The sequence below is a fragment of the Bacillus sp. FSL W8-1127 genome (genome assembly GCF_038006725.1).
Lineage (GTDB): Bacteria > Bacillota > Bacilli > Bacillales > DSM-4216 > Bacillus_O > Bacillus_O smithii.
In genome coordinates this window covers 2371442-2392997 of the sequence record NZ_JBBOVU010000001.1, presented here as the reverse complement: position 1 = coordinate 2392997, position 21556 = coordinate 2371442, and the positions used below count along the sequence as shown (strand labels likewise).

27 protein-coding genes are annotated in these 21556 nt (G+C 40.9%); 21 read left to right on the top strand and 6 right to left on the bottom strand.

Translation table 11 applies throughout. The annotated features are described in order from the left end of the window. Nucleotides 1–11 precede the first annotated feature (11 nt). From NST12_RS11325 to NST12_RS11300, 6 genes are all read left to right on the top strand, one after another. Nucleotides 12–1289 (top strand): peptidase U32 family protein, encoded by a 1278-nt coding sequence (locus tag NST12_RS11325; protein WP_341101261.1) that lies wholly within the window; start codon nucleotides 12–14, stop codon nucleotides 1287–1289. Between the two features lie 4 nt (nucleotides 1290–1293). After that, nucleotides 1294–1929, top strand: a complete 636-nt coding sequence (gene udk, locus NST12_RS11320) for a uridine kinase (RefSeq protein ID WP_270583165.1) — start codon at nucleotides 1294–1296, stop codon at nucleotides 1927–1929. 101 nt (nucleotides 1930–2030) lie between these two features. Next, nucleotides 2031–2507: a transcription elongation factor GreA gene (greA, locus tag NST12_RS11315; protein WP_003355448.1), complete on the top strand. Its 477-nt coding sequence runs from the start codon at nucleotides 2031–2033 to the stop codon at nucleotides 2505–2507. A gap of 399 nt (nucleotides 2508–2906) precedes the next feature. Next, on the top strand, nucleotides 2907–3536 hold the full coding sequence (locus NST12_RS11310; protein WP_341101259.1) for a YrrS family protein: 630 nt from the start codon (nucleotides 2907–2909) through the stop codon (nucleotides 3534–3536). A 26-nt stretch (nucleotides 3537–3562) separates the two neighbouring features. Continuing rightward, nucleotides 3563–4258 (top strand): 5'-methylthioadenosine/S-adenosylhomocysteine nucleosidase, encoded by a 696-nt coding sequence (mtnN, locus tag NST12_RS11305; protein ID WP_341101257.1) that lies wholly within the window; start codon nucleotides 3563–3565, stop codon nucleotides 4256–4258. Between the two features lie 259 nt (nucleotides 4259–4517). Next, nucleotides 4518–4760 carry a YrhC family protein gene (locus tag NST12_RS11300; RefSeq protein ID WP_003355444.1) on the top strand — a complete coding sequence of 81 codons (243 nt, stop codon included), beginning with the start codon at nucleotides 4518–4520 and terminating at the stop codon, nucleotides 4758–4760. A gap of 269 nt (nucleotides 4761–5029) precedes the next feature. On the opposite strand, the gene sigK is transcribed toward NST12_RS11300, so the two are convergent. From sigK to NST12_RS11285, 3 genes are all read right to left on the bottom strand, one after another. After that, nucleotides 5030–5752: an RNA polymerase sporulation sigma factor SigK gene (gene sigK / locus NST12_RS11295; RefSeq protein ID WP_048623726.1), complete on the bottom strand. Its 723-nt coding sequence runs from the start codon at nucleotides 5750–5752 to the stop codon at nucleotides 5030–5032. A gap of 323 nt (nucleotides 5753–6075) precedes the next feature. Next, on the bottom strand, nucleotides 6076–6231 hold the full coding sequence (locus NST12_RS11290) for a hypothetical protein (RefSeq protein WP_327796943.1): 156 nt from the start codon (nucleotides 6229–6231) through the stop codon (nucleotides 6076–6078). A gap of 157 nt (nucleotides 6232–6388) precedes the next feature. Further along, on the bottom strand, nucleotides 6389–6529 hold the full coding sequence (locus NST12_RS11285) for a sporulation histidine kinase inhibitor Sda (RefSeq protein ID WP_327796944.1): 141 nt from the start codon (nucleotides 6527–6529) through the stop codon (nucleotides 6389–6391). A gap of 195 nt (nucleotides 6530–6724) precedes the next feature. Here NST12_RS11285 and NST12_RS11280 point away from each other — a divergent pair, with 195 nt between their 5' ends. The 9 genes from NST12_RS11280 to NST12_RS11240 all read left to right on the top strand — a co-directional run bounded on the left by NST12_RS11280 (nucleotide 6725) and on the right by NST12_RS11240 (nucleotide 12263). Next, nucleotides 6725–7120: a hypothetical protein gene (locus tag NST12_RS11280; protein ID WP_003355440.1), complete on the top strand. Its 396-nt coding sequence runs from the start codon at nucleotides 6725–6727 to the stop codon at nucleotides 7118–7120. Between the two features lie 146 nt (nucleotides 7121–7266). Beyond that, nucleotides 7267–7788 (top strand): YqeG family HAD IIIA-type phosphatase, encoded by a 522-nt coding sequence (locus NST12_RS11275; protein ID WP_003355439.1) that lies wholly within the window; start codon nucleotides 7267–7269, stop codon nucleotides 7786–7788. Then, nucleotides 7785–8891, top strand: a complete 1107-nt coding sequence (gene yqeH, locus NST12_RS11270) for a ribosome biogenesis GTPase YqeH (protein ID WP_003355438.1) — start codon at nucleotides 7785–7787, stop codon at nucleotides 8889–8891. Before NST12_RS11275 ends, yqeH begins: the two co-directional genes overlap by 4 nt. An 11-nt stretch (nucleotides 8892–8902) precedes the next feature. Further along, nucleotides 8903–9751, top strand: coding sequence for a shikimate dehydrogenase (gene aroE, locus NST12_RS11265; RefSeq protein ID WP_048624502.1), 849 nt, complete (start codon nucleotides 8903–8905; stop codon nucleotides 9749–9751). Further along, nucleotides 9738–10031: a ribosome assembly RNA-binding protein YhbY gene (gene yhbY / locus NST12_RS11260; RefSeq protein ID WP_003355436.1), complete on the top strand. Its 294-nt coding sequence runs from the start codon at nucleotides 9738–9740 to the stop codon at nucleotides 10029–10031. Before aroE ends, yhbY begins: the two co-directional genes overlap by 14 nt. Continuing rightward, the gene (locus tag NST12_RS11255; RefSeq protein ID WP_327804014.1) at nucleotides 10028–10600 is read left to right on the top strand and encodes a nicotinate-nucleotide adenylyltransferase; all 573 of its coding nucleotides are present in this window, start codon (nucleotides 10028–10030) and stop codon (nucleotides 10598–10600) included. Before yhbY ends, NST12_RS11255 begins: the two co-directional genes overlap by 4 nt. Then, nucleotides 10590–11165 carry a bis(5'-nucleosyl)-tetraphosphatase (symmetrical) YqeK gene (yqeK, locus tag NST12_RS11250; RefSeq protein ID WP_327804013.1) on the top strand — a complete coding sequence of 192 codons (576 nt, stop codon included), beginning with the start codon at nucleotides 10590–10592 and terminating at the stop codon, nucleotides 11163–11165. The genes NST12_RS11255 and yqeK overlap by 11 nt, the downstream gene beginning before the upstream one ends. Next, a complete protein-coding gene (gene rsfS, locus NST12_RS11245) occupies nucleotides 11158–11514 on the top strand; it encodes a ribosome silencing factor (RefSeq protein ID WP_003355432.1) in 357 nt (118 codons plus the stop codon). The genes yqeK and rsfS overlap by 8 nt, the downstream gene beginning before the upstream one ends. Continuing rightward, nucleotides 11511–12263 carry a class I SAM-dependent DNA methyltransferase gene (locus NST12_RS11240; RefSeq protein ID WP_327823966.1) on the top strand — a complete coding sequence of 251 codons (753 nt, stop codon included), beginning with the start codon at nucleotides 11511–11513 and terminating at the stop codon, nucleotides 12261–12263. Before rsfS ends, NST12_RS11240 begins: the two co-directional genes overlap by 4 nt. A gap of 119 nt (nucleotides 12264–12382) precedes the next feature. Here the strand turns inward: NST12_RS11240 and comER are convergent, their stop codons facing one another. Next, nucleotides 12383–13204 carry a late competence protein ComER gene (comER, locus tag NST12_RS11235; RefSeq protein WP_327796949.1) on the bottom strand — a complete coding sequence of 274 codons (822 nt, stop codon included), beginning with the start codon at nucleotides 13202–13204 and terminating at the stop codon, nucleotides 12383–12385. 83 nt (nucleotides 13205–13287) lie between these two features. Between comER and NST12_RS11230 the strand changes: the two genes are divergently transcribed. From NST12_RS11230 to NST12_RS11220, 3 genes are all read left to right on the top strand, one after another. Then, entirely contained in the window at nucleotides 13288–13935 is a 648-nt protein-coding gene (locus NST12_RS11230) for a helix-hairpin-helix domain-containing protein (protein ID WP_328203304.1), read from the top strand. Between the two features lie 127 nt (nucleotides 13936–14062). Further along, nucleotides 14063–14593: a ComE operon protein 2 gene (locus NST12_RS11225; RefSeq protein ID WP_040341964.1), complete on the top strand. Its 531-nt coding sequence runs from the start codon at nucleotides 14063–14065 to the stop codon at nucleotides 14591–14593. A 17-nt stretch (nucleotides 14594–14610) separates the two neighbouring features. Next, nucleotides 14611–16908: a DNA internalization-related competence protein ComEC/Rec2 gene (locus tag NST12_RS11220; RefSeq protein WP_341101249.1), complete on the top strand. Its 2298-nt coding sequence runs from the start codon at nucleotides 14611–14613 to the stop codon at nucleotides 16906–16908. A gap of 55 nt (nucleotides 16909–16963) precedes the next feature. On the opposite strand, the gene NST12_RS11215 is transcribed toward NST12_RS11220, so the two are convergent. Continuing rightward, on the bottom strand, nucleotides 16964–17095 hold the full coding sequence (locus NST12_RS11215) for a YqzM family protein (RefSeq protein ID WP_003355426.1): 132 nt from the start codon (nucleotides 17093–17095) through the stop codon (nucleotides 16964–16966). A 303-nt stretch (nucleotides 17096–17398) separates the two neighbouring features. On the opposite strand from NST12_RS11215, the gene holA reads away from it, so the two are divergent. Continuing rightward, on the top strand, nucleotides 17399–18421 hold the full coding sequence (gene holA / locus NST12_RS11210) for a DNA polymerase III subunit delta (protein ID WP_048623719.1): 1023 nt from the start codon (nucleotides 17399–17401) through the stop codon (nucleotides 18419–18421). Between the two features lie 146 nt (nucleotides 18422–18567). Here holA and rpsT read toward each other — a convergent pair whose 3' ends face one another. Next, entirely contained in the window at nucleotides 18568–18828 is a 261-nt protein-coding gene (gene rpsT / locus NST12_RS11205; RefSeq protein WP_003355423.1) for a 30S ribosomal protein S20, read from the bottom strand. A 252-nt stretch (nucleotides 18829–19080) separates the two neighbouring features. On the opposite strand from rpsT, the gene gpr reads away from it, so the two are divergent. Together gpr and spoIIP are read left to right on the top strand one after the other, a co-directional pair. Next, nucleotides 19081–20190, top strand: coding sequence for a GPR endopeptidase (gene gpr, locus NST12_RS11200; RefSeq protein WP_341102215.1), 1110 nt, complete (start codon nucleotides 19081–19083; stop codon nucleotides 20188–20190). A gap of 128 nt (nucleotides 20191–20318) precedes the next feature. Beyond that, nucleotides 20319–21509 (top strand): stage II sporulation protein P, encoded by a 1191-nt coding sequence (gene spoIIP, locus NST12_RS11195; protein ID WP_003355421.1) that lies wholly within the window; start codon nucleotides 20319–20321, stop codon nucleotides 21507–21509. The last annotated feature ends 47 nt before the right edge of the window (nucleotides 21510–21556 follow it).

The window sequence follows — 21556 nt, the reverse complement described above, 5'->3', positions numbered from 1 at the left end:
GAGGCATCGGAATGTCTACGATATTGAAAGATAACATTTCACAAATTGTTGACGGAAAACGAGTGATCGTCAAAAAACCAGAGTTGCTGGCGCCTGCCGGCAATTTGGAAAAGTTGAAAATTGCTGTCCATTACGGCGCCGATGCTGTCTTTCTCGGAGGGCAGGAATATGGATTGCGCTCCAATGCCGATAACTTTACCCTTGAAGAAATAAAAGAAGGGGTGGAATTTGCGAAGAAATACGGCGCTAAAATTTATGTCACAACCAATATTTATGCTCATAACGAAAATATGGACGGACTAGAAGAGTATTTAAAAGCTTTGGAAGATGCAGGGGTAGCTGGAATTATCGTCGCTGATCCGTTAATCATTGACGCGGCTGGACGAGTTGCTCCTAAACTGGAACGACATTTGAGCACGCAGCAGTCTTTAACGAATTGGAAAGCTGCCCAATTTTGGAAGGAGCAAGGACTCGAGCGTGTTGTGCTTGCGCGTGAAACAAGCGCGGAGGAAATTAAAGAAATCAAACAAAAAGTCGATATTGAAATTGAAGCGTTCATCCATGGCGCTATGTGCATCGCTTATTCAGGAAGATGCGTTTTAAGTAATTATATGACAGCACGCGATTCCAACCGTGGAGGATGCTGCCAGTCCTGCCGTTGGGATTACGACCTCTATCAATTAAACGGAGACAAGGAAAAGCCTTTATTTACTGAAAAAGATGCTCCGTTTGCGATGAGTGCCAAAGATTTGAAATTAGTCGAATCGATTCCGAAAATGATTGAACTCGGGATTGATAGTTTGAAAATAGAAGGCCGAATGAAGTCCATTCATTATATTGCGACTGTTGTCAGTGTATATCGGCAAGTGATTGATTCTTACTGCGCGGACCCGGATCATTTTACGATAAAACAAGAATGGCTGGATGAACTTGAAAAATGTGCCAATCGTGAAACGGCTCCTGCCTTTTTTGAAGGGGGAGTACCGGGTTATGAAGAACAATTATTTGGCACACACAGCAAAAAAACAGCTTTCGATTTCGCGGGGCTGGTATTGGATTACAATCCGGATACCCAAATGGTGACATTGCAGCAACGCAACCATTTCCGTCCGGGAGACGAAGTGGAATTTTTCGGCCCTGAAATCGAAAATTTCACCCAAACCATTGGAACGATTTGGGATGAGGAAGGAAACGAAATCGACGCTGCGCGCCATCCTTTGCAGATTGTACGATTTAAGGTGGATCGCCCGCTTTATCCATACAACATGATGCGAAAGGAGACAAAATAGCTAGATGGATAAAAAGCCAGTGATCATCGGGGTTTCCGGCGGTTCCGGCTCCGGAAAAACGAGCGTTACAAAAGCAATATATAATAATTTTAAAGGACACTCCATTTTGGTATTGGAGCAAGATTCCTATTATAAAGACCAAAGCGATGTGCCTTTTGAAGAACGATTAAAAACGAATTACGACCACCCTTTGGCTTTTGACAATGACCTATTGATTGAGCACTTAAAAAAATTGCTTAATTATGAACCGATCGAGAAACCGGTTTACGATTATACCATCCATACTCGATCTAACGAAACGATCCATGTAGAACCGAAAAATGTCATTATATTAGAAGGCATATTAGTACTGGAAGATGAAAGGCTTCGCAATTTAATGGATATTAAGCTCTTTGTGGATACCGATCCAGACTTGCGCTTCATAAGACGCTTGACACGAGACATAAAAGAGCGCGGTCGAACTTTAGAATCCGTAGTCGAACAATATATTCAAGTGGTTCGTCCAATGCATAATCAATTTATCGAACCAACGAAACGGTATGCGGATATTATTATTCCGGAGGGCGGTCAGAACCATGTAGCCATCGATTTAATGGTTACTAAAATTCAAACGATTCTTGAACAAAAATCAATTTTGTAATAACATGTTTAAAAAAATGCAATAGATATGAATAGAAAAGCGAAACATTGCTAGTTGTTTTTTCAATTAGAGATGGACAGCTTAAAAAGGAGTGAAGGGACATGTCTACGGAGAAAGAATATCCAATGACACGGGAAGGAAAATTAAAACTGGAACAAGAACTTGAATACTTAAAAACGGTGAAACGGAAAGAGGTAGTTGAAAGAATTAAAATTGCCCGCAGTTTTGGTGACCTTTCCGAAAACTCAGAGTATGATTCTGCAAAGGAAGAGCAAGCATTTGTTGAAGGACGGATTAACACGATTGAAACGATGATCCGCAATGCGAAAATTATTGAAGATGATGAATACAATCCGGATACAGTAACGCTTGGAAAAACGGTTACCTTTGTGGAACTTCCAGAAGGAGAAGAAGAAAGCTATACCATTGTAGGAAGTGCAGAAGCTGATCCTTTTGAAGGCAGAATTTCCAATGATTCACCTATAGCGAAAAGCTTATTGGGCTGCAAAGTAGGCGATGAAGTGACCGTGCAAACACCGGGCGGGGAAATGTCTGTAAGAATTGTCGCAGTAAAATAAGAAAAAGGAGGGCTGAATGCGAAAGCGTTCAGCCTTTTATGCATGAAGCTCAAATTGAATTCTCCCTTGTTTTGTTCTTTTTGCCTTTCGGCTCATAAAACAATATGGAAGATCTCCGGCTATTTACATAATCTTTTTTAAAAACTGCATCATTATAGTAGAATAATGTACAAGAGCGACTTCGAATTTGGTTAAAAACGAATAGAAAGTCACTTTTCAACGGACGAGATATATGGTACATTTCATCATGTTGCAAGGGATGGTTTCTTGCACATCCGTCAGTGTGTACCAATGGAGATCACGAATGGGAAGGGGTAGTTGGCCCTAGAGGAAGTTTCACTTTATCAGCAAACATGATAGAATGATGAATAATCCCCTAAGAGAGGAGAAGGTTTTTCCATGAATGATCAATATCCGTCTCGTTCAGAGAAGCGATTGAAACGAAAGAAAACGAATCGCATTTTAAATACGGCGATTGTTGTGGTTATTATTTTAATTATTCTAGTAGCTTTTTCTATTTTTTCCGGCGGAAATGATGATGAAACATCGAAAAAAACAAGCGATGAGCCGAAAACTTCCCAGCAAGAAACGGCTAGCGTGAATAATAAGGACAAGCAGGAATCTAAACAGGAAAAGCATACGAAGAAGGAGAAAAAAGAGAAGAAAAAGGAAGAGAAAAAAGAAAAAGTGATTGTTGAACAAGGCGGCGGTCCCAATGTCGAGGAGACGATCAAGGATCCCAACTGGGAGCCGGTCGCCACTCAGCAAAGCGGAGAACATGTGTCTTCTTTTGATACGAATTCAGTCGACTGGAAAGAAAAGGTGAAGGCGCTTTCTTATGCTACCGGCATTCCCGAAGACAGCATGACTGTATGGTTTATAAGCGGCCAAGGACCCGATAAGGCCATTGGAACGGTTTCTCCGAAAGGCCGTAAAGATGATGCGTATCGGGTATATATAGAATGGGTAGACGGGAAAGGATGGAAGCCTGTTCAGGTGGAAAAATTGATTCATAACGATAAAGCCTAACCCAAGTTGGAATAGGAGGAAAAAGGGTGAAAATCGCAATCATTGGCGCCATGGAAGAAGAAGTGGCGATTTTACGCAATCAAATCAAATCTAGCAGTACTGACACAATAGCGAACAGCGAATATACGTCCGGCAAGCTAAAAGGGGCAGATGTCGTCTTGCTTAAATCGGGCATCGGAAAAGTGAACGCCGCTATGTCAACAGCTGTGTTGCTTTATCACTATCAGCCGGATGTGGTGATTAATACCGGTTCTGCAGGAGGATTGAACCCTGAATTGCAAGTAGGAGATATCGTGATCTCAACAGAAGTACGCCATCATGATGTTGATGCCACCGTATTTGGATATGAATATGGACAGGTGCCGCAGATGCCTGCCGCGTATTTGGCGGATAAACGTTTAATTGAAGCGGCAGCCCGATCTGCAGAAACATTGACTGGGGTTCAAGTTGTCAAAGGGCTGATCACGACGGGAGATTCTTTTATGAGCGATCCGGATCGCGTCGAATCGATCCGTCATAAATGGAATGATTTGCAGGCAGTTGAAATGGAAGCTGCAGCGATTGCACAAGTATGCTATCAATTTGGTACACCTTTTGTCATCATTCGTTCTCTTTCCGATATTGCCGGCAAGGAGTCGAATATCAGTTTTGATCAGTATTTAGAAAAAGCAGCTCGAAATTCTGCTGAACTTGTGGTTAAAATAGTAGAATCTTTAAAATAGATTGCTACTATCATTATTTTTAAGATGATTTTCCAGACCTGTATTTAAGTTACTAATTCATGATTAACTCCTCTATGCTAAAGTAGAAGAAAGGGTTTGAACCCATCTTTTAGAACGGCCTTCAAAGACAAGAATCCGGATGCCCCGCCATTTCTCGAATGTGCCTTAAAGCTGTTTTTGGTTCATGTTTTTTATGGAAGTGAAGACAACCAAGAATAACGATTGTACGATCAAGCTTTAGTATGGAGGTATAGGTCGAGTGGAAAATCAATGCAAAAAAATAAAAGAGAAAATAGTAGATTTCAAAAGGTTTGGATGTACTTTGACGGCGCTAAGTGTTTTTCTTTATTTAGGTGTGGTTTTGCCGGTTGAAGGGAAAACAGAGATCCAGACCAATATGCTGATGGCAGGTACAATGGTTTTGATCATAGGGTCTGCTCTTTTTTTCTATAAAGCTCAGAAATATCATGTTCAATTGACTGAGTACGAAGAAGATGACTGAAGAAATTGGAAGAGAACGGATATTGTGCAGGTATTTTCTCTGTTTTCAATATATGTAATGCCATCCATCTTTTTACAAAAAATGATATGATATTTGTGGCACTCTTAGTGTAAGATGTAAGAAGGGGTGGTTCGATGGCATTAATGATCCTTGGATTGCTTCTTGCGACGACTATCGGTATCGTGATTGCTCTCGAGGTTGGAGCCGAATAGTGCCTAAAAAGGAAGAGCCGAGATACCTTTAAGGTGTCCCGGCTCTTCCTTTTTATCTTAGTCAGGCTCCATCTTTTTCTTTTCTTTTTCTTCTCGATAAAACTCATGAAACATTTTCATAAGTGCGCGCTTTTCAATTCGAGAAACATAGCTGCGTGAAATGCCGAGTTCTTTGGCAATTTCCCGTTGTGTTTTTTCTTCCTGCATATTCAATCCAAATCTGCCGATGATCACTTCTTTTTCTCTTTCATCAAGTACCCGTAAATATTTCATTACTTTTTCCAGTTCCATGTTTAATTGAATTGTATCAATCACATCTTCAGATTCGGATTTTAAAATGTCAATGAGCGATATTTCGTTTCCTTCTTTATCTTGCCCGATTGGATCGTGAAGAGAAACATCTTTTTTCGTCTTTTTTAATGCTCTTAAATGCATTAAAATCTCATTTTCTATACAGCGGGCTGCATATGTGGCCAGCTTTGTTCCTTTTCCTTCTGAATAACTTTCAATTGCTTTAATGAGCCCTATGGTCCCGATGGAAATCAAATCTTCCGGGTCTTCCCCTGTATTTTCGAACTTCTTGACAATGTGGGCGACAAGGCGCAAATTGTGCTCGATTAATAAATTTCGTGCTTCTTCGTCGCCTTCTGCCATCCGTTTTAAATAGATTTTTTCTTCATTTGGGGACAGAGGCTGGGGAAACGCGTTGTTTTTTACATAGGAGACGAGAAAGAGAAGTTCTTTAAAAAAATACGAAAAGGCTGAAAATACTCCAAACATAACATCCCCCCTCAAAAGGTGTGCCTATTCTCTATTCATATGCACATGGGGGAACATCATTGCACGTCCTGTTTTTTCTCCATCCGATTTAATGAAATTCCTCAGCAGATTGGATGTTCATCCATCCGGGACGGTGCATTCGTTTCTAGCGCCGGAAAAATCGTCGAAGTCTAAACAATCGGATAAAATATTTTCGGAAAACGTTAGCGAAAGTGCACTTGATTGGTCACAGACATTTTTTTTTGAGACTTACGCGTTCAATGAAAGCGATAGCCATTATGTTAAGACGAGAGGGAGAAATAGCACCTTTAAGGAAGAAGAAATCATGAGAGCGGCGGCAGATGCTGTTTGCGCTGTTCATGACTGGTGCACGGCATTCTTCCTTTTCCTCCACAATCTGGACAATGTACTTTGAAAATATAGAATTTCGGAATGGTTCCTTTTCCGTTGCACGTTTGGCAAATTTGAATCACCTTCATCTTTTGAGACCTTCTTTCTTCTTTTTCTACTTATTTTATTCATTACCTTTCGGCAAGGTGTTATTCATGATTCAGCTCATAAATGGCCATTTTTGATTAGAGTTTTAGAAACAAAAAAAAGCCCGGTGTTTTGGCACGGGCAGAAAAAAGAATGGGATTAAGAGGAAACCTTTACGTTACGATTCAAAGCTCGACGATCCATTTCCGTTTCAATGAGGCGAATAAATTCAGGACTCAACTTGAGTTCAATTGCCTTATAATAGGTTTCAATTAAAAGCTCATCTGATAAAAGTCGCATTCATCTTTCACCTCCAATGAAACGTTCTACTTGTGAATCGTTCTGCATATCATGGTAGGTTACTCAAGTTGTATCTTTACTTTAGCAGATTTTTCTAAATAGAACAAGCGTTCTGTTGTCCACATCGATAAGTGGATAAGTTGTGGTTAACCTGTTTATAAAAAAAATAATGGGTTATTTTACTGGCGGGAAAATGTGAATAAAGTTATCCACAATGGGGGATGCAGGGAATTTGTCGAAAAGTTTTTCCGACGAAACGGTCATATTTTATTGAAAATCAAAGTCTCTTTTCATCTTCAATCATGTATGAAATGGAAAAAGCAAGCCGTTCGGCAAAATTCGATCTTCCTTATAAAGAATCAAGTTTCAATGGTCGGTTGGCATTTTAAAACTCTATCTTCGGACCTTCTTTTTTGGAAGCAGGCGGAGTGTCGGCTTGGCGCTTACATGATAATGAAAAAGACGATTTTTGCATTGTCTAAGTTAAATTTTACAGTGATGATTGCGAAGTGGGCGAGACTCCTGCGGGAAAGCTCGCGGATCGCCCGCAGAAAGCAAGTGAATTTTGCGATCATCAACAATTCTCGATAAAAAAGGGGTCCCCAGGTCATTTTACTGCCTTTTGGGACAGCTCCGACCGAGTTGGCACAGATAATAGATACGAATTTATTTTGAAACTATGAAGAAATTTATGTATGATAATATCGACATCTACATCATAATTGAGGTGCACTTAATTGATTAAAGCATTTTTGCCGAATGAACAAGTCAAAAGCATTTTCGACATTGATCCAGCTACCTTGAAAAAAAGAGGCATAAAGGGGATTATTACCGATCTGGACAATACGTTGGTAGAATGGAATCGACCGAGCGCGACTCCTGAGCTTGAAGAGTGGTTTAATAGAATGAAAAAACACGGTATTCAAGTGACCATCGTTTCGAATAATAATGAAGATCGTGTAAAAGCATTCGCTGAACCGTTGAATATACCTTTTATTCATAAAGCAAGAAAGCCGATGGGCAAGGCTTTTCGCAAAGCGCTGAAAAGGATGAATATAAGCAAAGAGGAAACCGTTGTGATTGGAGACCAGCTTCTGACAGACATTTTAGGCGGAAACCGCGGCGGATTTTATACCATTTTAGTCGTGCCGGTTGCTCAAACAGACGGATTTTGGACGAGAATCAATAGAACGATTGAAAGAAGAATTATGAATGTGTGTAAAAAGAAAGGGTTAATACAATGGGAGGATGAAAGGTGAGCGAACAAGAAATTTATTGTACAGGATGCGGAGTGAAAATACAGACAGAAGATCCGGAAAAAGTAGGCTATACGCCACCTTCTGCATTGCAAAAAGAACAAGTGGTATGCCAAAGATGCTTTCGCTTGAAACATTATAATGAAATTCAAGATGTTTCGTTGACGGATGATGATTTTTTGAAAATTTTACATACGCTTGGCGAGACTAAGAGTCTCATTGTAAAAATTGTGGACATCTTTGATTTCAATGGAAGTTGGCTGCCTGGTCTGCCTCGTTTTGTCGGAAATAATCCTGTTTTGCTGATCGGAAATAAAGAGGATTTGCTTCCGAAATCATTGAAACGGGAACGATTAATAAACTGGATGAAAAAAGAAGCGGAGAAACTGGGGCTCAGACCTATTGATGTTATTTTGGTAAGCGCCTCTAAAGGACATTTTATAAGGGAAGCAATGGAAATGATCGAACACTACCGCGCGGGAAAAGATGTGTACGTGGTGGGATGCACCAACGTAGGAAAATCCACTTTTATCAACCGTATTTTGAAAGAAAGCGGTGAGTCGGGCGAACTGATCACCACATCCCATTTTCCCGGGACCACACTCGATAAGATCGAAATTCCGTTGGAGGACGGAAGTGCTTTAATTGACACGCCGGGGATTATAAACCACCATCAAATGGCGCATTTCGTAGATAAACGTGATTTGAAAATCATCATGCCCAAAAAAGAAATTAAACCGAAAGTATATCAGCTGAATGAAAAACAAACGTTGTTTTTCGGGGGTTTGTCCCGTCTTGATTATCTGAAGGGCGGTCGTCGCTCGCTTGTTTGCTACATGCCGAACGAACTGCAAATTCATCGTACAAAATTGGAAAAAGCCGACTCGTTATATGAAAAGCATGTCGGTGAAATGCTCGTTCCTCCACGGGAAGAACAGCTGGATGATTTTCCGCCGCTTATCCGCCACGAATTCAAAATCACAGATGCCAAAACGGACATTGTCTTTTCAGGACTTGGTTGGGTAACGGTTCATGAACCGGGTGCAGTGGTAGCGGCTTACGTGCCAAAAGGAGTCAGTGTATTGATTCGAAAATCTTTAATATAATGGTGGGGAGAATGATGAAACTGTATGGAGTGATCGGCGATCCTATCGCTCATTCGATGTCGCCGGCCATGCATAACGATGCTTTTAGCAGGTTGGGAATACCGGCTTATTATCATCCTTTCCATGTCAAGCCAAATGATCTGAAAAAGGCTGTGGAAGGCATGAAAGCCATTGGTGTGGAAGGATTCAACGTAACAATTCCGCATAAAACGGCGATTATTCCGCTATTGGATGAGCTTGATCCTCTGGCGGAAGCGATTGGAGCTGTGAATACTGTTGTTCGCAAAAACGATCGCTGGATCGGTTATAATACAGATGGCGATGGATTTGTCAGAGGATTGAAAGAAGCACTGGGCAGAGATCTTCATCTTGATCATATTTTAATCATCGGTGCCGGGGGAGCGGCGAGAGCCATCTATTATACACTGGCATCTGAACATGTACGATTGATTGATATTGCGAATAGAACGATGGAAAAAGCGGCTCGTCTTGCTGAACAGTGCCCGTTTGAAACAAAAACAAACGTTCTTTCGATTTCCGAAGCTGAGCAAAGAATGGGAAACTATTCGATTGTCATTCAAACGACATCGATCGGGATGAGTCCAAAAACAGATGAAATGCCGTTGTCGCTTTCTTTGTTAAAGAAAGGAACATTTGTATCGGACATTATTTATAATCCACTTGAAACAAAATTTCTGGCGGAAGCCAAAAAACAGGGGGCTATCACCCAAAATGGAATCAAAATGTTTGTCTATCAAGGTGTGTCCGCCTTTGAAAAATGGACGGGCGTGGCTCCTGATGCAAACAGAATGGAGAAAATTGTGCTCGAACAACTAGGAGGGTATCATGTTAACAGGTAAACAAAAACGTTTTTTGCGATCGCAGGCTCATCATTTGAATCCGATTTTTCAAGTGGGAAAAGGCGGCGTGAATGAAAATATGGTGAAACAGATCAATGATGCGTTGGAGGCGCGTGAACTATTAAAAGTGAGCGTCTTGCAAAACTGCGAAGAGGATAAATCGGAAGTGGCCGAACAGTTGGTGAAGGGGACAAACGCAGAACTCGTGCAATTGATCGGTAATACCATTATTTTGTACAAAGAATCCTCTAATAACAAACAGATCGTTCTGCCAAAATGAAGAAAAGAGTAGGCATACTGGGCGGTACTTTTAATCCTCCCCATATCGGTCATTTGATTATTGCGAATGAAGTGCTTTGTGCACTTGGTCTGGATGAAGTTCGATTTATGCCGAATTATGAGCCGCCGCACAAACAAAAAATGGACAGCGTAAGTGTGGAAGATCGACTGGCCATGGTGTCGTTGGCGATTGCCGATCATCCAAAATTCACCATTGAAGAAATTGAACTTTTGAGGATGGGAAAATCGTACACGTACGATACGATGGTTCTATTGAAAGAAAGAGAGCCTGATACGGAATTTTACTTTATCATCGGCGGCGATATGATTGAATATTTGCCTAAATGGTATCGCATTGAAGAGTTGTGCAAGTTGGTCCAATTTGTTGGCGTTAAGCGCCCCAACTACAGCGTGGATACTCCTTATCCTGTTCTAATCGTGGACGTTCCTGAAATTCAGCTGTCATCTTCGTTGATTCGAAAAAAAATAGCCAAAAACGAAACAGTGAAATATTTATTGCCGGATAGTGTGATTGCCTATATAAAGGAGAATCGATTGTATGAACCGTGAGAAAGCGTTAAAGATTGTGAAAGAACAATTGACGGAACATCGCTTCCAGCACACATTGGGCGTCATGGAGACAGCCATCAAGCTGGCTGCGAAATACGGAGCGGATGAGAAGAAGGCGGAATTGGCGGCTATTTTTCACGATTATGCTAAATTCCGGCCTAAAGAAGAAATGAAACAAATTATCATTGAACAAGCAATGGACCCTAAGCTTCTGCAATTTAATGCTGAATTATGGCATGCACCGGTCGGAGCGTACTTAGCGAAAACAGAAGCAGGCATTGAAGACGAAGAAGTTTTGGATGCCATTCGCTACCATACGTCTGGCAGACCGGATATGACGGTGCTTGATAAAGTCATTTATTTAGCTGACTACATCGAACCGGGCAGACAGTTTCCGGGGGTGGATGAAGTACGGGAAATGGCGGAACGAAACTTAGATGAAGCCCTTATTCAGGCATTAAAAAATACCATCGTGTTTCTTTTGAAAAAAAACCAACCTGTTTTTCCCGATACGGTTGATACGTACAATCACCTAGTGAAAAAGTGGAGGGAAGTAAATGAGTAGTCATGATCTCTTGTTTACCGCCGTTAAGGCAGCGGATGATAAAAAAGCCGAAAATATCGTCGTTTTAAATATGAAGGGGATTTCCCTTATCGCTGATTATTTTGTCATTTGCCATGGCGGCTCAGATAAGCAAGTTCAGGCCATTGCCAGAGAAATAAAAGAAAAAGTAGAAGAAAAAGGCTTGTTTGTCAAGAGAATGGAAGGGTTCGATGAAGCACGTTGGATTCTTCTTGATCTTGGCGACGTCGTTGTCCATGTTTTCCACCGCGATGAGCGAAGTTACTACAACCTAGAGCGTTTGTGGGGAGATGCGCCGACGGTTGACGTTCAAAGTGAGATTCTAAAATGACGTACGAACGTTTTGCTCTTATATACGACGATTTGATGGAAGATGCTCCTTATGATGCCTGGATTGCATTTTTGGACAGGCATATGAAAAAACATGGGAACGGAGGGGCTCGTATACTGGACTTGGCATGCGGCACAGGAGAGTTAACGGTAAGGCTTGCAGAAAAAGGCTGGAAAACAACAGGCGTTGACTTGTCTGAGACCATGCTGATCGTTGCTCAACAAAAAATAAGCGAGCACGGCTTTCATGTTCCGCTGTTTCAGCAAGATATGCGAGAATTAGAAGGGTTAGGGCGGTTTGACGGAGTAGTGATGTTCTGCGATTCACTGAACTACTTATTAAAAGAGGAAGATGTCCTCCGTACGTTTGAAAGAATATATCAACATTTGGAAGACGAAGGGCTTTTTATGTTTGACGTCCATTCCTTATATAAGATGAACCATGTTTTTCTTCATCATACGTATGCTTTTAATGATGAGGATGCATCCTATATTTGGAATTGTTTTCCCGGTGAGCAGGAGAACAGCGTCGAACACGAACTAACTTTTTTCGTGCGGCAGCAAGAAAACGGCTTATATGAGCGTTTTGACGAATTTCATGTTCAGCGTACTTTCCCGATTGCGGAATATCAAAAATGGCTGGAACAATGCGGTTTTCAAGTGCTTCAAATTAGTGCGGATTTTACGGATGATCCGCCACTAGAACAATCAGAACGAATTTTTTTCGTATGTAAAAAGCTAAGTTCGTAAACAATAGGCCAACCAACTATATGGAAAAGGGGCAGTCACTCAAAAAAGAGTGCGCCCCTTTTTTAAAAAAATTTTTGAAAGCGGAAGGATATTGATCTGTAGAAGAAGAATTCATTATGTTAAGCTCCGAACTGCTGATTGATCTCCGCAATATCTTCTGCAAATTTCGCGTGAGTTTTGGCAAACAGCTTCTCAAACATATCTCCGATTTCTTGCTCCAAAATAGCAATGCCTTCTCCGGTTATACCGCCTTTGACACAAACTTTTTCTTCCAAGCTTTGCAGTGTATAAATCTTCTTTTTCAATAGTTCTCCCATTCCGATTAGCATTTCAGAAGCAAGATTTTCCGCTGTTTTTTGACTGATGCCCGTTTCGTTCACCGCAGCTTGAATAAACTTGCGGGTCATATAACTGAAAAAAGCCGGCCCGCAGCTGACGATATCCGAAGCGGCCCTTGTCCAACGATCATCTATTTCAACCGGATGAGAAATGGCCTTAATTAAGTGTAAAAATTGATTTTTCCACTCCTCTTGGCAATTTTCTCCAAATGTTACTAATACAGCACCTGCCAAAGCCCGGTTCGTGATGCTGGGGATCGCTCTTATACACGAACAGGGCAGAAGCGACTCCAATTGGGCCGTGGTAATGGGGCTAGTGATCGAAACGACGCATTTTTCTTTTAAAAAAACCGACTGGTGTTCGGCAATAAGCGAATAGATTTCTTTTGGTTTGACACATAGAAAAATGATGTCGCTTTTTTCAATGACTTCACGGTTATTAGCCGCTACGTTTAATCCAGGGTATTGGGATTTAAGTTTAAGTGATTTCTCAGGAGTGCGATTGTGTATATATACATCCGAAGGGACTAGGGCTTTTGATTCGATGAACGATTCGACTAGAATGGTTCCCATATTTCCCGTACCGATAATTCCTGTCTTCAAATGAGGTCCCTCCTTAAATGACATTTCTCCTACAATGTATGCGTTGAAAAAAATAATATGACTTGAGGTGAAGAGGAACAAAAATGGAACTGCTGCAGCGATATCGTATCCCCGCCTTGATTGCGGCCTCTATTGGGATTCTTCTCTTATTTTTTTACCAAACCGGCCATAAGGAGAAAACAGACCAACCGTCTATTGTGATGCCAAAGGAAGAAACAAAAGAGAATATGACTGAAAAAGCTGTAGAGGAGAAAGAAGAGGGAGCGGCAAAACCACAATCGGTGGTGATTGATGTAAAAGGAGCAGTCATGAGACCGGGAATTTATGAAGCAACGACCAATGACAGGATTTATGATATCGTTCAAAAAGCAGGGGGCTTTCGGAAAGAAGCCGATCAAACAAAAGTAAATTTAGCACAGAAACTACAAGATGAAATGGTTGTGTACATCCCGAAAGTCGGGGAAAAAGAATCGACAACGCTTTCTCAAAGTATTCCTTCCGCTCATCCCGCTATTAGTGGAAATGGCCAAGGAGAGCAGCTTGTGAATATTAATACGGCAACGGCGGAGGAATTGCAAAATTTACCCGGCATCGGTGAAACAAGAGCACAATCTATTATTGAGTATAGGGAAACAAACGGAGCCTTTCAAAAGGTCGAAGATTTAAAAAACATTTCTGGAATCGGAGACAAAACTTTTGAAAAATTAAAAGATAAAGTAACAGTGAAATAAGGCGGTATTATTGACGTCAACTTTTCGTTGCCTATAAACTAGAAAGAAAAGCAACGCTTCAGAAAAATATGTCGATTTAAAGGAGAGCATCGCTGTGAGCACAAGAATCACTTGGCATCAATATTTTATGGCTCAAAGCCATTTATTGTCACTAAGAAGTACATGTACGAGATTGGCGGTCGGAGCTACTATTGTTCGGGAAAAAAGAATTATTGCGGGTGGATACAATGGATCCATTGCTGGTGGGGAACATTGTGTGGATGTCGGATGCTATATGGAAGAAGGACATTGCATCCGGACGATTCACGCTGAAATGAATGCTATTTTGCAATGCGCCAAATTTGGAGTGCCGACGAAAAATGCGGAAATTTACGTCACTCATTTTCCGTGCGTGCAGTGTACAAAATCCATTATTCAAGCGGGAATTTCCTCCGTATATTATGCGAATGGCTATCACAACCATCCTTTCAGCCTTGAATTATTTGAAAAAGCGGGGGTAAAAGTAGAACACATTCCCTTTGAATGGCCGATCATTGATCGCAAAAACGAGGAAAAGAAAAAACTTGTACAAACATTGATGGACAAATTGGAATTATCCGGAGAAGATGCTGAAACTTTGCAACAGTTAAAAGCGCAGGTCACGGACTTATTTGGCTAATATATTGGGGGTGGGGAATGAAAGGAAATATTCTCTATTTCGCCGTTTTTTCTCTTTTCGGCAGCATTTGGGCACTGCCTCGTTCTTTAGGCAGCGTCCGTCTTTTTCTTTTGATGATTTGCTTGTTTCTTTTATTCAAGCTTCCTAAAACAGTAGTCATTTCCCTGTTAGCGGTGTCTGTGTTTTTTTATTTGGCCACCTTCATTCGCTCAAGTCATCATCATAGTTTATATGTTGGTACGGAATCGAATTGGACGGTTTCTTTTCAACAAGATATGACCTTCGACGGCGATCAGCTGAAGGCCCGTGTTATTTCTCAAGATGGAGAAAAGCTCGAATTGCGATACACTCTTCATTCTCCAGAAGAAAAACAGCTTCTCCAGCAAAAATTGGTTTCTCCCCTCGTTTGTTCGTTTTCCGGAAAATTACTGGAGCCATCCACAAGCAGAAACGAGAACAGCTTTGATTATAAAACCTATTTATCGGATCATCAAATTTATTGGATCATCGAACCGATCGGCAACATTCGTTTAGACGATTGCTACTACACAAAACCGACGTTTTTGGATCGACTTCAAAAGATGCGTGCACAGGGCATCCAATTAGTCATGGATCAATTTCCGCAAGAAATGAAAGCTGTAGCGGCAGCCCTTCTATTTGGTGATCAAAGCAAAGCAGATGAAGAATTGATGACAGCTTATCAAAAATTGGGGATTATTCATTTGCTTGCCGTTTCCGGTCTCCATGTCCAATTGATAGCAGGCGCCTTTTTTTATCTTTTGATCCGACTAGGGGTGACAAGAGAAACCTCAGCGTGGATTCTGCTGTTTTTATTGCCTCTTTATGCGGTGATGACCGGAGGATCTCCTCCTGTTGTAAGATCTGTACTGATGACGAGTTTTCTCCTCCTTGCCTCTCTAACCAAAAGGGGATGGACTTCATTAGATGCCATCGGAGCCAGTTTTATGTTGGTCATCTTATACGATCCTTTTTTGCTGTACCACATCGGTTTACAGCTGAGCTATATGGTGAGCGTTTCTCTTTTGCTTTCCTCCCCGTTGATTTCCCGATTGAAAAGTGCTTTGGGAAAGTCATTTGCCATTACGTTGATCTCCCAAGCGTCCAGTATTCCGCTTCTACTTTATCATTTCTATGAAATTTCCATTATATCCCTTGCGGCCAATTTATTCTTTGTTCCATTTTATTCTTTTTTGATGATGCCGCTTTCTCTTTTCAGTTTTTTGTTTCTCAAAGTTGCTGGAGGATTGCCGCCACCCGTCCAAACATTTTCATGGTTGTTCGGCAAAATCAATCAGTTTGCTGAAGATTGCGGAAACCTGCCATTTGCCACTATTGTCACTGGAAAGCCTAATGAGTTCTTTCTTTTTTTGTACATGGGGGCTGTTTTCTTCTTCTTTTTTTTGTGGGAAAAATATCATTCCATGATAAAGGCAAGTCTTTTATTAGCTGCAGTATTGGTCGTCCATCTTATGTGCTTGCGTATGAGCCCTTATGGAGAAGTTACTTTTATCGATGTCGGTCAGGGGGACTCTATTTTCATCCATCTCCCGTTTCATAAAGGCAACTATTTAATCGATACTGGCGGACATCTTCCCTTTCAAAGAGACGAATGGCAAGAAAAAATCAGGGAATTTTCCGTTGGGAGGGATATTTTAGTACCTTATTTGAAAAGCAAAGGAATTACGGAAATTGATAAACTGATTTTGACTCACGGCGATTATGACCATGTCGGAGCGGCGACAGAAATCATTCCTTCTGTCCATATCCGGGAAATCATCATTACTCCGGGATCTGAAAAAGACGCCATCATGAAAAGAATAATTCGGCTTGCTTTCCAAAAACAAATCAAAGTTACAGAAGGGATAGAGGGGCAAGGATGGAACACAGGCAACTTTGCCTTTTTGTTTCTTTCTCCTGACGATTCATTTTATGAAGGAAATAATGATTCTCTAGTGCTGTATGCCAAGATAGGCGGATTGAGATGGCTGTTTACAGGAGATTTGGAGAAGGAGGGGGAGGCTGAGCTTGTCCAGCAATGGAATTTAAAAGCGGATATATTAAAGGTCGGGCATCATGGGAGCAAGACATCTACATCCCCAAAATTTCTAGAGGCTGTGAACCCGAAAATCGCAGTGATTTCAGTCGGAGTGAAAAATCGTTACGGACATCCTCATCCGGAGGTGATCCGTTTGTTGGAGGAGCAACATATCAAAGTGTTTCGCACAGATCTCAATGGGCAGATCACCTACAAATTTTACAAGGAAAAAGGAACGTTCCAGACTCATTTTCCATAGCATATAGTAGTTCAAAAAAAGAAGTTCGTCCCTTTATGACGAACTTTTCATCCACTTACCCAATCGCTTTAATCGTTACTCCTATCAGAAAGATAATGGTGAAGAAAAGAAACGAAACCCCAAAACCTACACCAGAATCTACGGCGTCATTGCGCTTTGACTGGACATCTTTTTCGAATTCGTTCATCCTATCCCCTCCTATTTTTTTCAGTATATTCGATCTATACAAAAAAATCTATAGCTCCTCGAACAATTTCCTTCTATGACAAGAGTTGACACCTATATTTTGATCTTGTATGGCGACAATATAAACAGCGAGGTTTACCGCTGGCCAACAAAAGTTCCCGGGACTTTTTTGCCAGCGTTTATATAGATTTGGCAAGGGGTGCATCAACGGGTAAAAGATGTTCCCCTTGTCAAAAAGGAATTGCTTTTTTATGATAGATCTGCAATGGATGAATAAAAAAGCAATTGGAGAGTATAGACGCTGATGAATGTATGGGAAAAAATTGAGAAAAGACAATTTTCTCCGCTTTACTTAGTATATGGACCAGAAACGTTTTTTATGAGTGAATTAAAGCAAAAGTTGCTTCAATATGCGTTAAACGAAGAAGAAATGGATTTTAATTTTTCCTCGTACGATTTGGAAGAAACACCGGTCGAGTTGGCGATTGAAGACGCCGAAACGCTTCCGTTTTTAGGGGAAAGGCGTTTAGTGGTGCTACATAATCCCGTTTTTTTAAAGGCGGAGAAGTCGAAAGAAAAAGTGGAGCATAACCTAAAAAGGCTGTTGGATTATATTGAAAAACCGGCGCCTTATTCCATCGTCGTTTTTGCCGCGCCTTATGAAAAATTGGATGAACGTAAAAAAATCACAAAGCGATTAAAGGAAAAGGCTGAAACGTTTGAGGCGAAAAAACTGAATGAGAAAGAAACCATGATCTGGATAAAAGAACGCGCAAAAGCCAAAAACAAAGAAATGGATGATGCTGCTGTCCAACAACTGATGACTCTTGCAGGAATGAATTTAATGATTTTGGCCAGCGAGATTGACAAACTTGCCATGTACGCTACAGAAACAAGTGTTATCGATGCAGGAATGGTGGAACGGTTAACGGCAAAATCACTCGAACAAAATGTTTTTTCTTTAGTGGATAAAATAGTGAACGGCAAGATCGAAGAAGCGTTTGAAATTTATTATGATTTGTTAAAACAAAATGAAGAACCCATCAAATTATTATCTATCATTGCAAGCCAATTTCGGCTTATTTACCAAGTAAAAGAGCTGGCAAGGAAGGGTTATGGACAGCAAAAAATAGCTGCCATTTTGAAGGTGCATCCTTTTCGTGTAAAGCTGGCTCTTGAAAAGGCACAGAAATTTACAGAAGAAGATTTGGCGCGGATCATCCATCTGCTGGCAGAATGCGACTATGCGATGAAAACAAGCGCGATGGATAAGAAGATGGTCATTGAGTTATTTTTATTAAAATTTTTTGGAAGGAATCAAAAATAAGCAGTGTTCCTCTTCGAGAATGGACCATCTACCATCTTTTGTCGGGGTTTGAAAAACTGGAATTTTGTCTGTGGGGGAAATTAAGTCACCTTCATGGATAAAAAGTGCAAAATAAAAAAGGATGTCCGTTTGACATCCTTTTTTATTTATGCGTTGACAGATAATTTTTTCATTAAGCGGGATTTAGTACGGCTTGCCGTATTTTTATGAATAATGCCTTTAGCCGCTGCTTTGTCGACGAGCTTCACCGCATTTTGGAGAAGTTCTTGAGCATTATCGGCATTGTTTACAGCCGCTGCTTCGAACTTTTTGATCGCTGTACGCATAGAAGATTTAAATTGTGCGTTTCTCGCTCTGTGTTCTTCATTTGTTTTTACACGTTTAATTGCAGACTTAATATTTGGCATCTCTGTCACCTCCTGTGAGCGATCGAGATTTTTATAGATACTCGACTTTCACTTTTCTTAAACAATAAGAACAAAAGTTATTCTATCAAACGAATGCCGATATTGCAATACTGGAATTGATAAAGCGAACTTTAAGCCAAGCCGATTTGCCAATAACGGAAAACATCTGTTCGTTTGTAATATCGAAGGAATGAAGCTTTGTCTAATGGGAAAAATAATCAAAACAGGTGGTTTCGGAAAGGGCTGATCATAGTGGAAAAAGAAAAAAACATCGATTATAGCGTATATGCCGTTCGAACGGATTTGGCGATAGAAGCGAAAGAAATGATTGAGGAGAAGGATAAAGAAAAATCAGAACTTAAGGGAGTCATTGTTCAAGAGCGGGACAAAAATGGCGTCCACATTTCCTATGTGGAAATTACAGAGGAAGGCGAGAAAAAAATCGGGAAGAAAGCCGGTCATTATTTAACGATTGAAGCTCAAGGAATTCGGGAGCAAAACACGGAACTGCAAAAAGAAGTAACCGCCGTTTTTGCCAACGAATTCTCGCAGTTTTTGCAAAAAAATCATATTTCTAAAGATGCCAGCTGTTTAATAGTCGGCCTTGGAAATTGGAATGTCACCCCCGACTCGTTAGGGCCGATCGTTTGTGAGAATGTGCTAGTGACAAGGCACTTATTTCAATTTCAGCCTGAAGCGGTAGAAGAAGGGTATCGGGAAGTGAGTGCTCTTGCTCCAGGAGTCATGGGTCTGACGGGGCTTGAGACGAGCGACATTATTTACGGAGTGGTTGAAAAATCAAAACCTGATTTTATTATTGCGATTGATGCTCTGGCCTCAAGATCTATTGAACGTGTAAACGCTACGATTCAAATATCGGATACAGGCATCCAACCCGGCTCAGGTGTCGGAAACAAACGGAAAGAATTGAGCAAGCAAACCTTAGGAGTGCCGGTTATTGCCATTGGAGTGCCGACTGTTTTGGATGCAGTGTCGATTACGAGCGAAACGATTGATTTTATGCTTAAGCATTTCGGACGAGAAATGAAAGAAGGAGACCGGCCTTCTAAAGCACTTGCACCTGCCGGCTTTCTGTTCGGGAAGAAGAAAAAATTAACAGAGGAAGACCTTCCCGATGAGGAACCGCGAAAAATGTTTTTAGGGCTGATTGGCACTTTAAGTGAAGAAGAAAAAAGAAAGCTCATTCATGAAGTTCTGGCTCCACTTGGCCACAATTTAATGGTGACGCCAAAAGAAGTGGACGTGTTTATTCAGGACACTGCCAATATTATTGCTAATGGTCTGAACGCTGCTCTTCATAGTGCTATTGGACAGCATAACGCCGGTTTCTACACTCGCTGAAACCGGCTGCTTTTTTTTGGGCAAAATCATCGATAGCATCACGATTTTGCCAAAACGGGAAAGAGAAGTTCTACCTTTTCTATGAAAGTCATAGATATATTACTAGACTGAAACGAAAGGGTGGAACGATGAAAAAAACAAACTCCCACTATATCCTGTCTATCGACATTGCGACTATCGTAAAAGCAGCTTTTACTTTTTTTGCCGCTCTTTTATCCGTTTTTTCTTTGGTGGGGATTTTAACAACGTTTCAAAATGAATACCGGCTATCCTCCAATTCTGTGAATAAGGCGACAAAAAATATATCGGGAGCGGTCCTATATCATCTATTTACGATGGAGAATAAGTTGTTTTTAAAAGAGGAACCAAAAGATATCCGCGTTCCTTCGCTGAATGAAGTGTTATTTCAATTTGCGACGAATATTAAAATGAAAGATCAGCGAAGTTTATTAGGCAGGGAAATCCCCGGATTTTCCATTTATGATGGTTATATCCTCGTAGCCGGAAAGGGGACAAACTATACGAACCTTCCGATTGAGTCGGAACCGCCAAAAGAAGTATTAAGCAAAGAGAAGGAGGCGCCTTTGAAAAACACGAAGGATCTCGAGACCGAAAAGAAACAGAATCCTCCTCTGTCGACTAACGAAAAACAAACCGTATATCTTTATTTTACCCACACCCATGAATCATACTTGCCATATTTGAACGGGGTGAATGATCCGGATGCTGCGCAAAATTCAAAACTAAATGTCACAAAAGTGGGAGAAATTTTAAAAAGCAAGCTTGAAGAGAAGGGAATTGGCACTTATGTAGATAAGACGGATATCGTCGATTTACTCAATAAACGTGGATGGGACTACGGATTGGCTTACCAAGAATCAAGGCAAGTTGTCGCTTCGGCCATGAAACGTCATCGAGATTTACAGTATTTTATCGATATTCACCGTGATTCTCAGCGGAAAAATGCAACCACCACTCGAATTCATGGAAAGAGCTATGCGAAAATCGCTTTTATTATCGGAGCTGAACATCCGAATTATGAAAAAAATGCTGCCCTTGCCACGGAGCTTCATAAACGATTAGAAAAAAAATATCCTGGGTTATCAAGAGGGGTTATCGTCAAGCAAGGCAAAAACACAAACGGAAAATTCAATCAAGATTTGTCGGACAAAGCATTTTTAATCGAGGTGGGAGGAGTGGATAATACAATGGATGAAATCACTAGAGCATGTGAAGCCTTTGCCGATGCCTTCAGCGATTATTATTGGCAAGCAGAAAAAGTGAATCAGTCCGGCGAAACTCAGCGTTCAAAACAGTAGAATTCATATGATCCACTGCTTTTAAAAGAAGAGGGTGCTATGAGCCC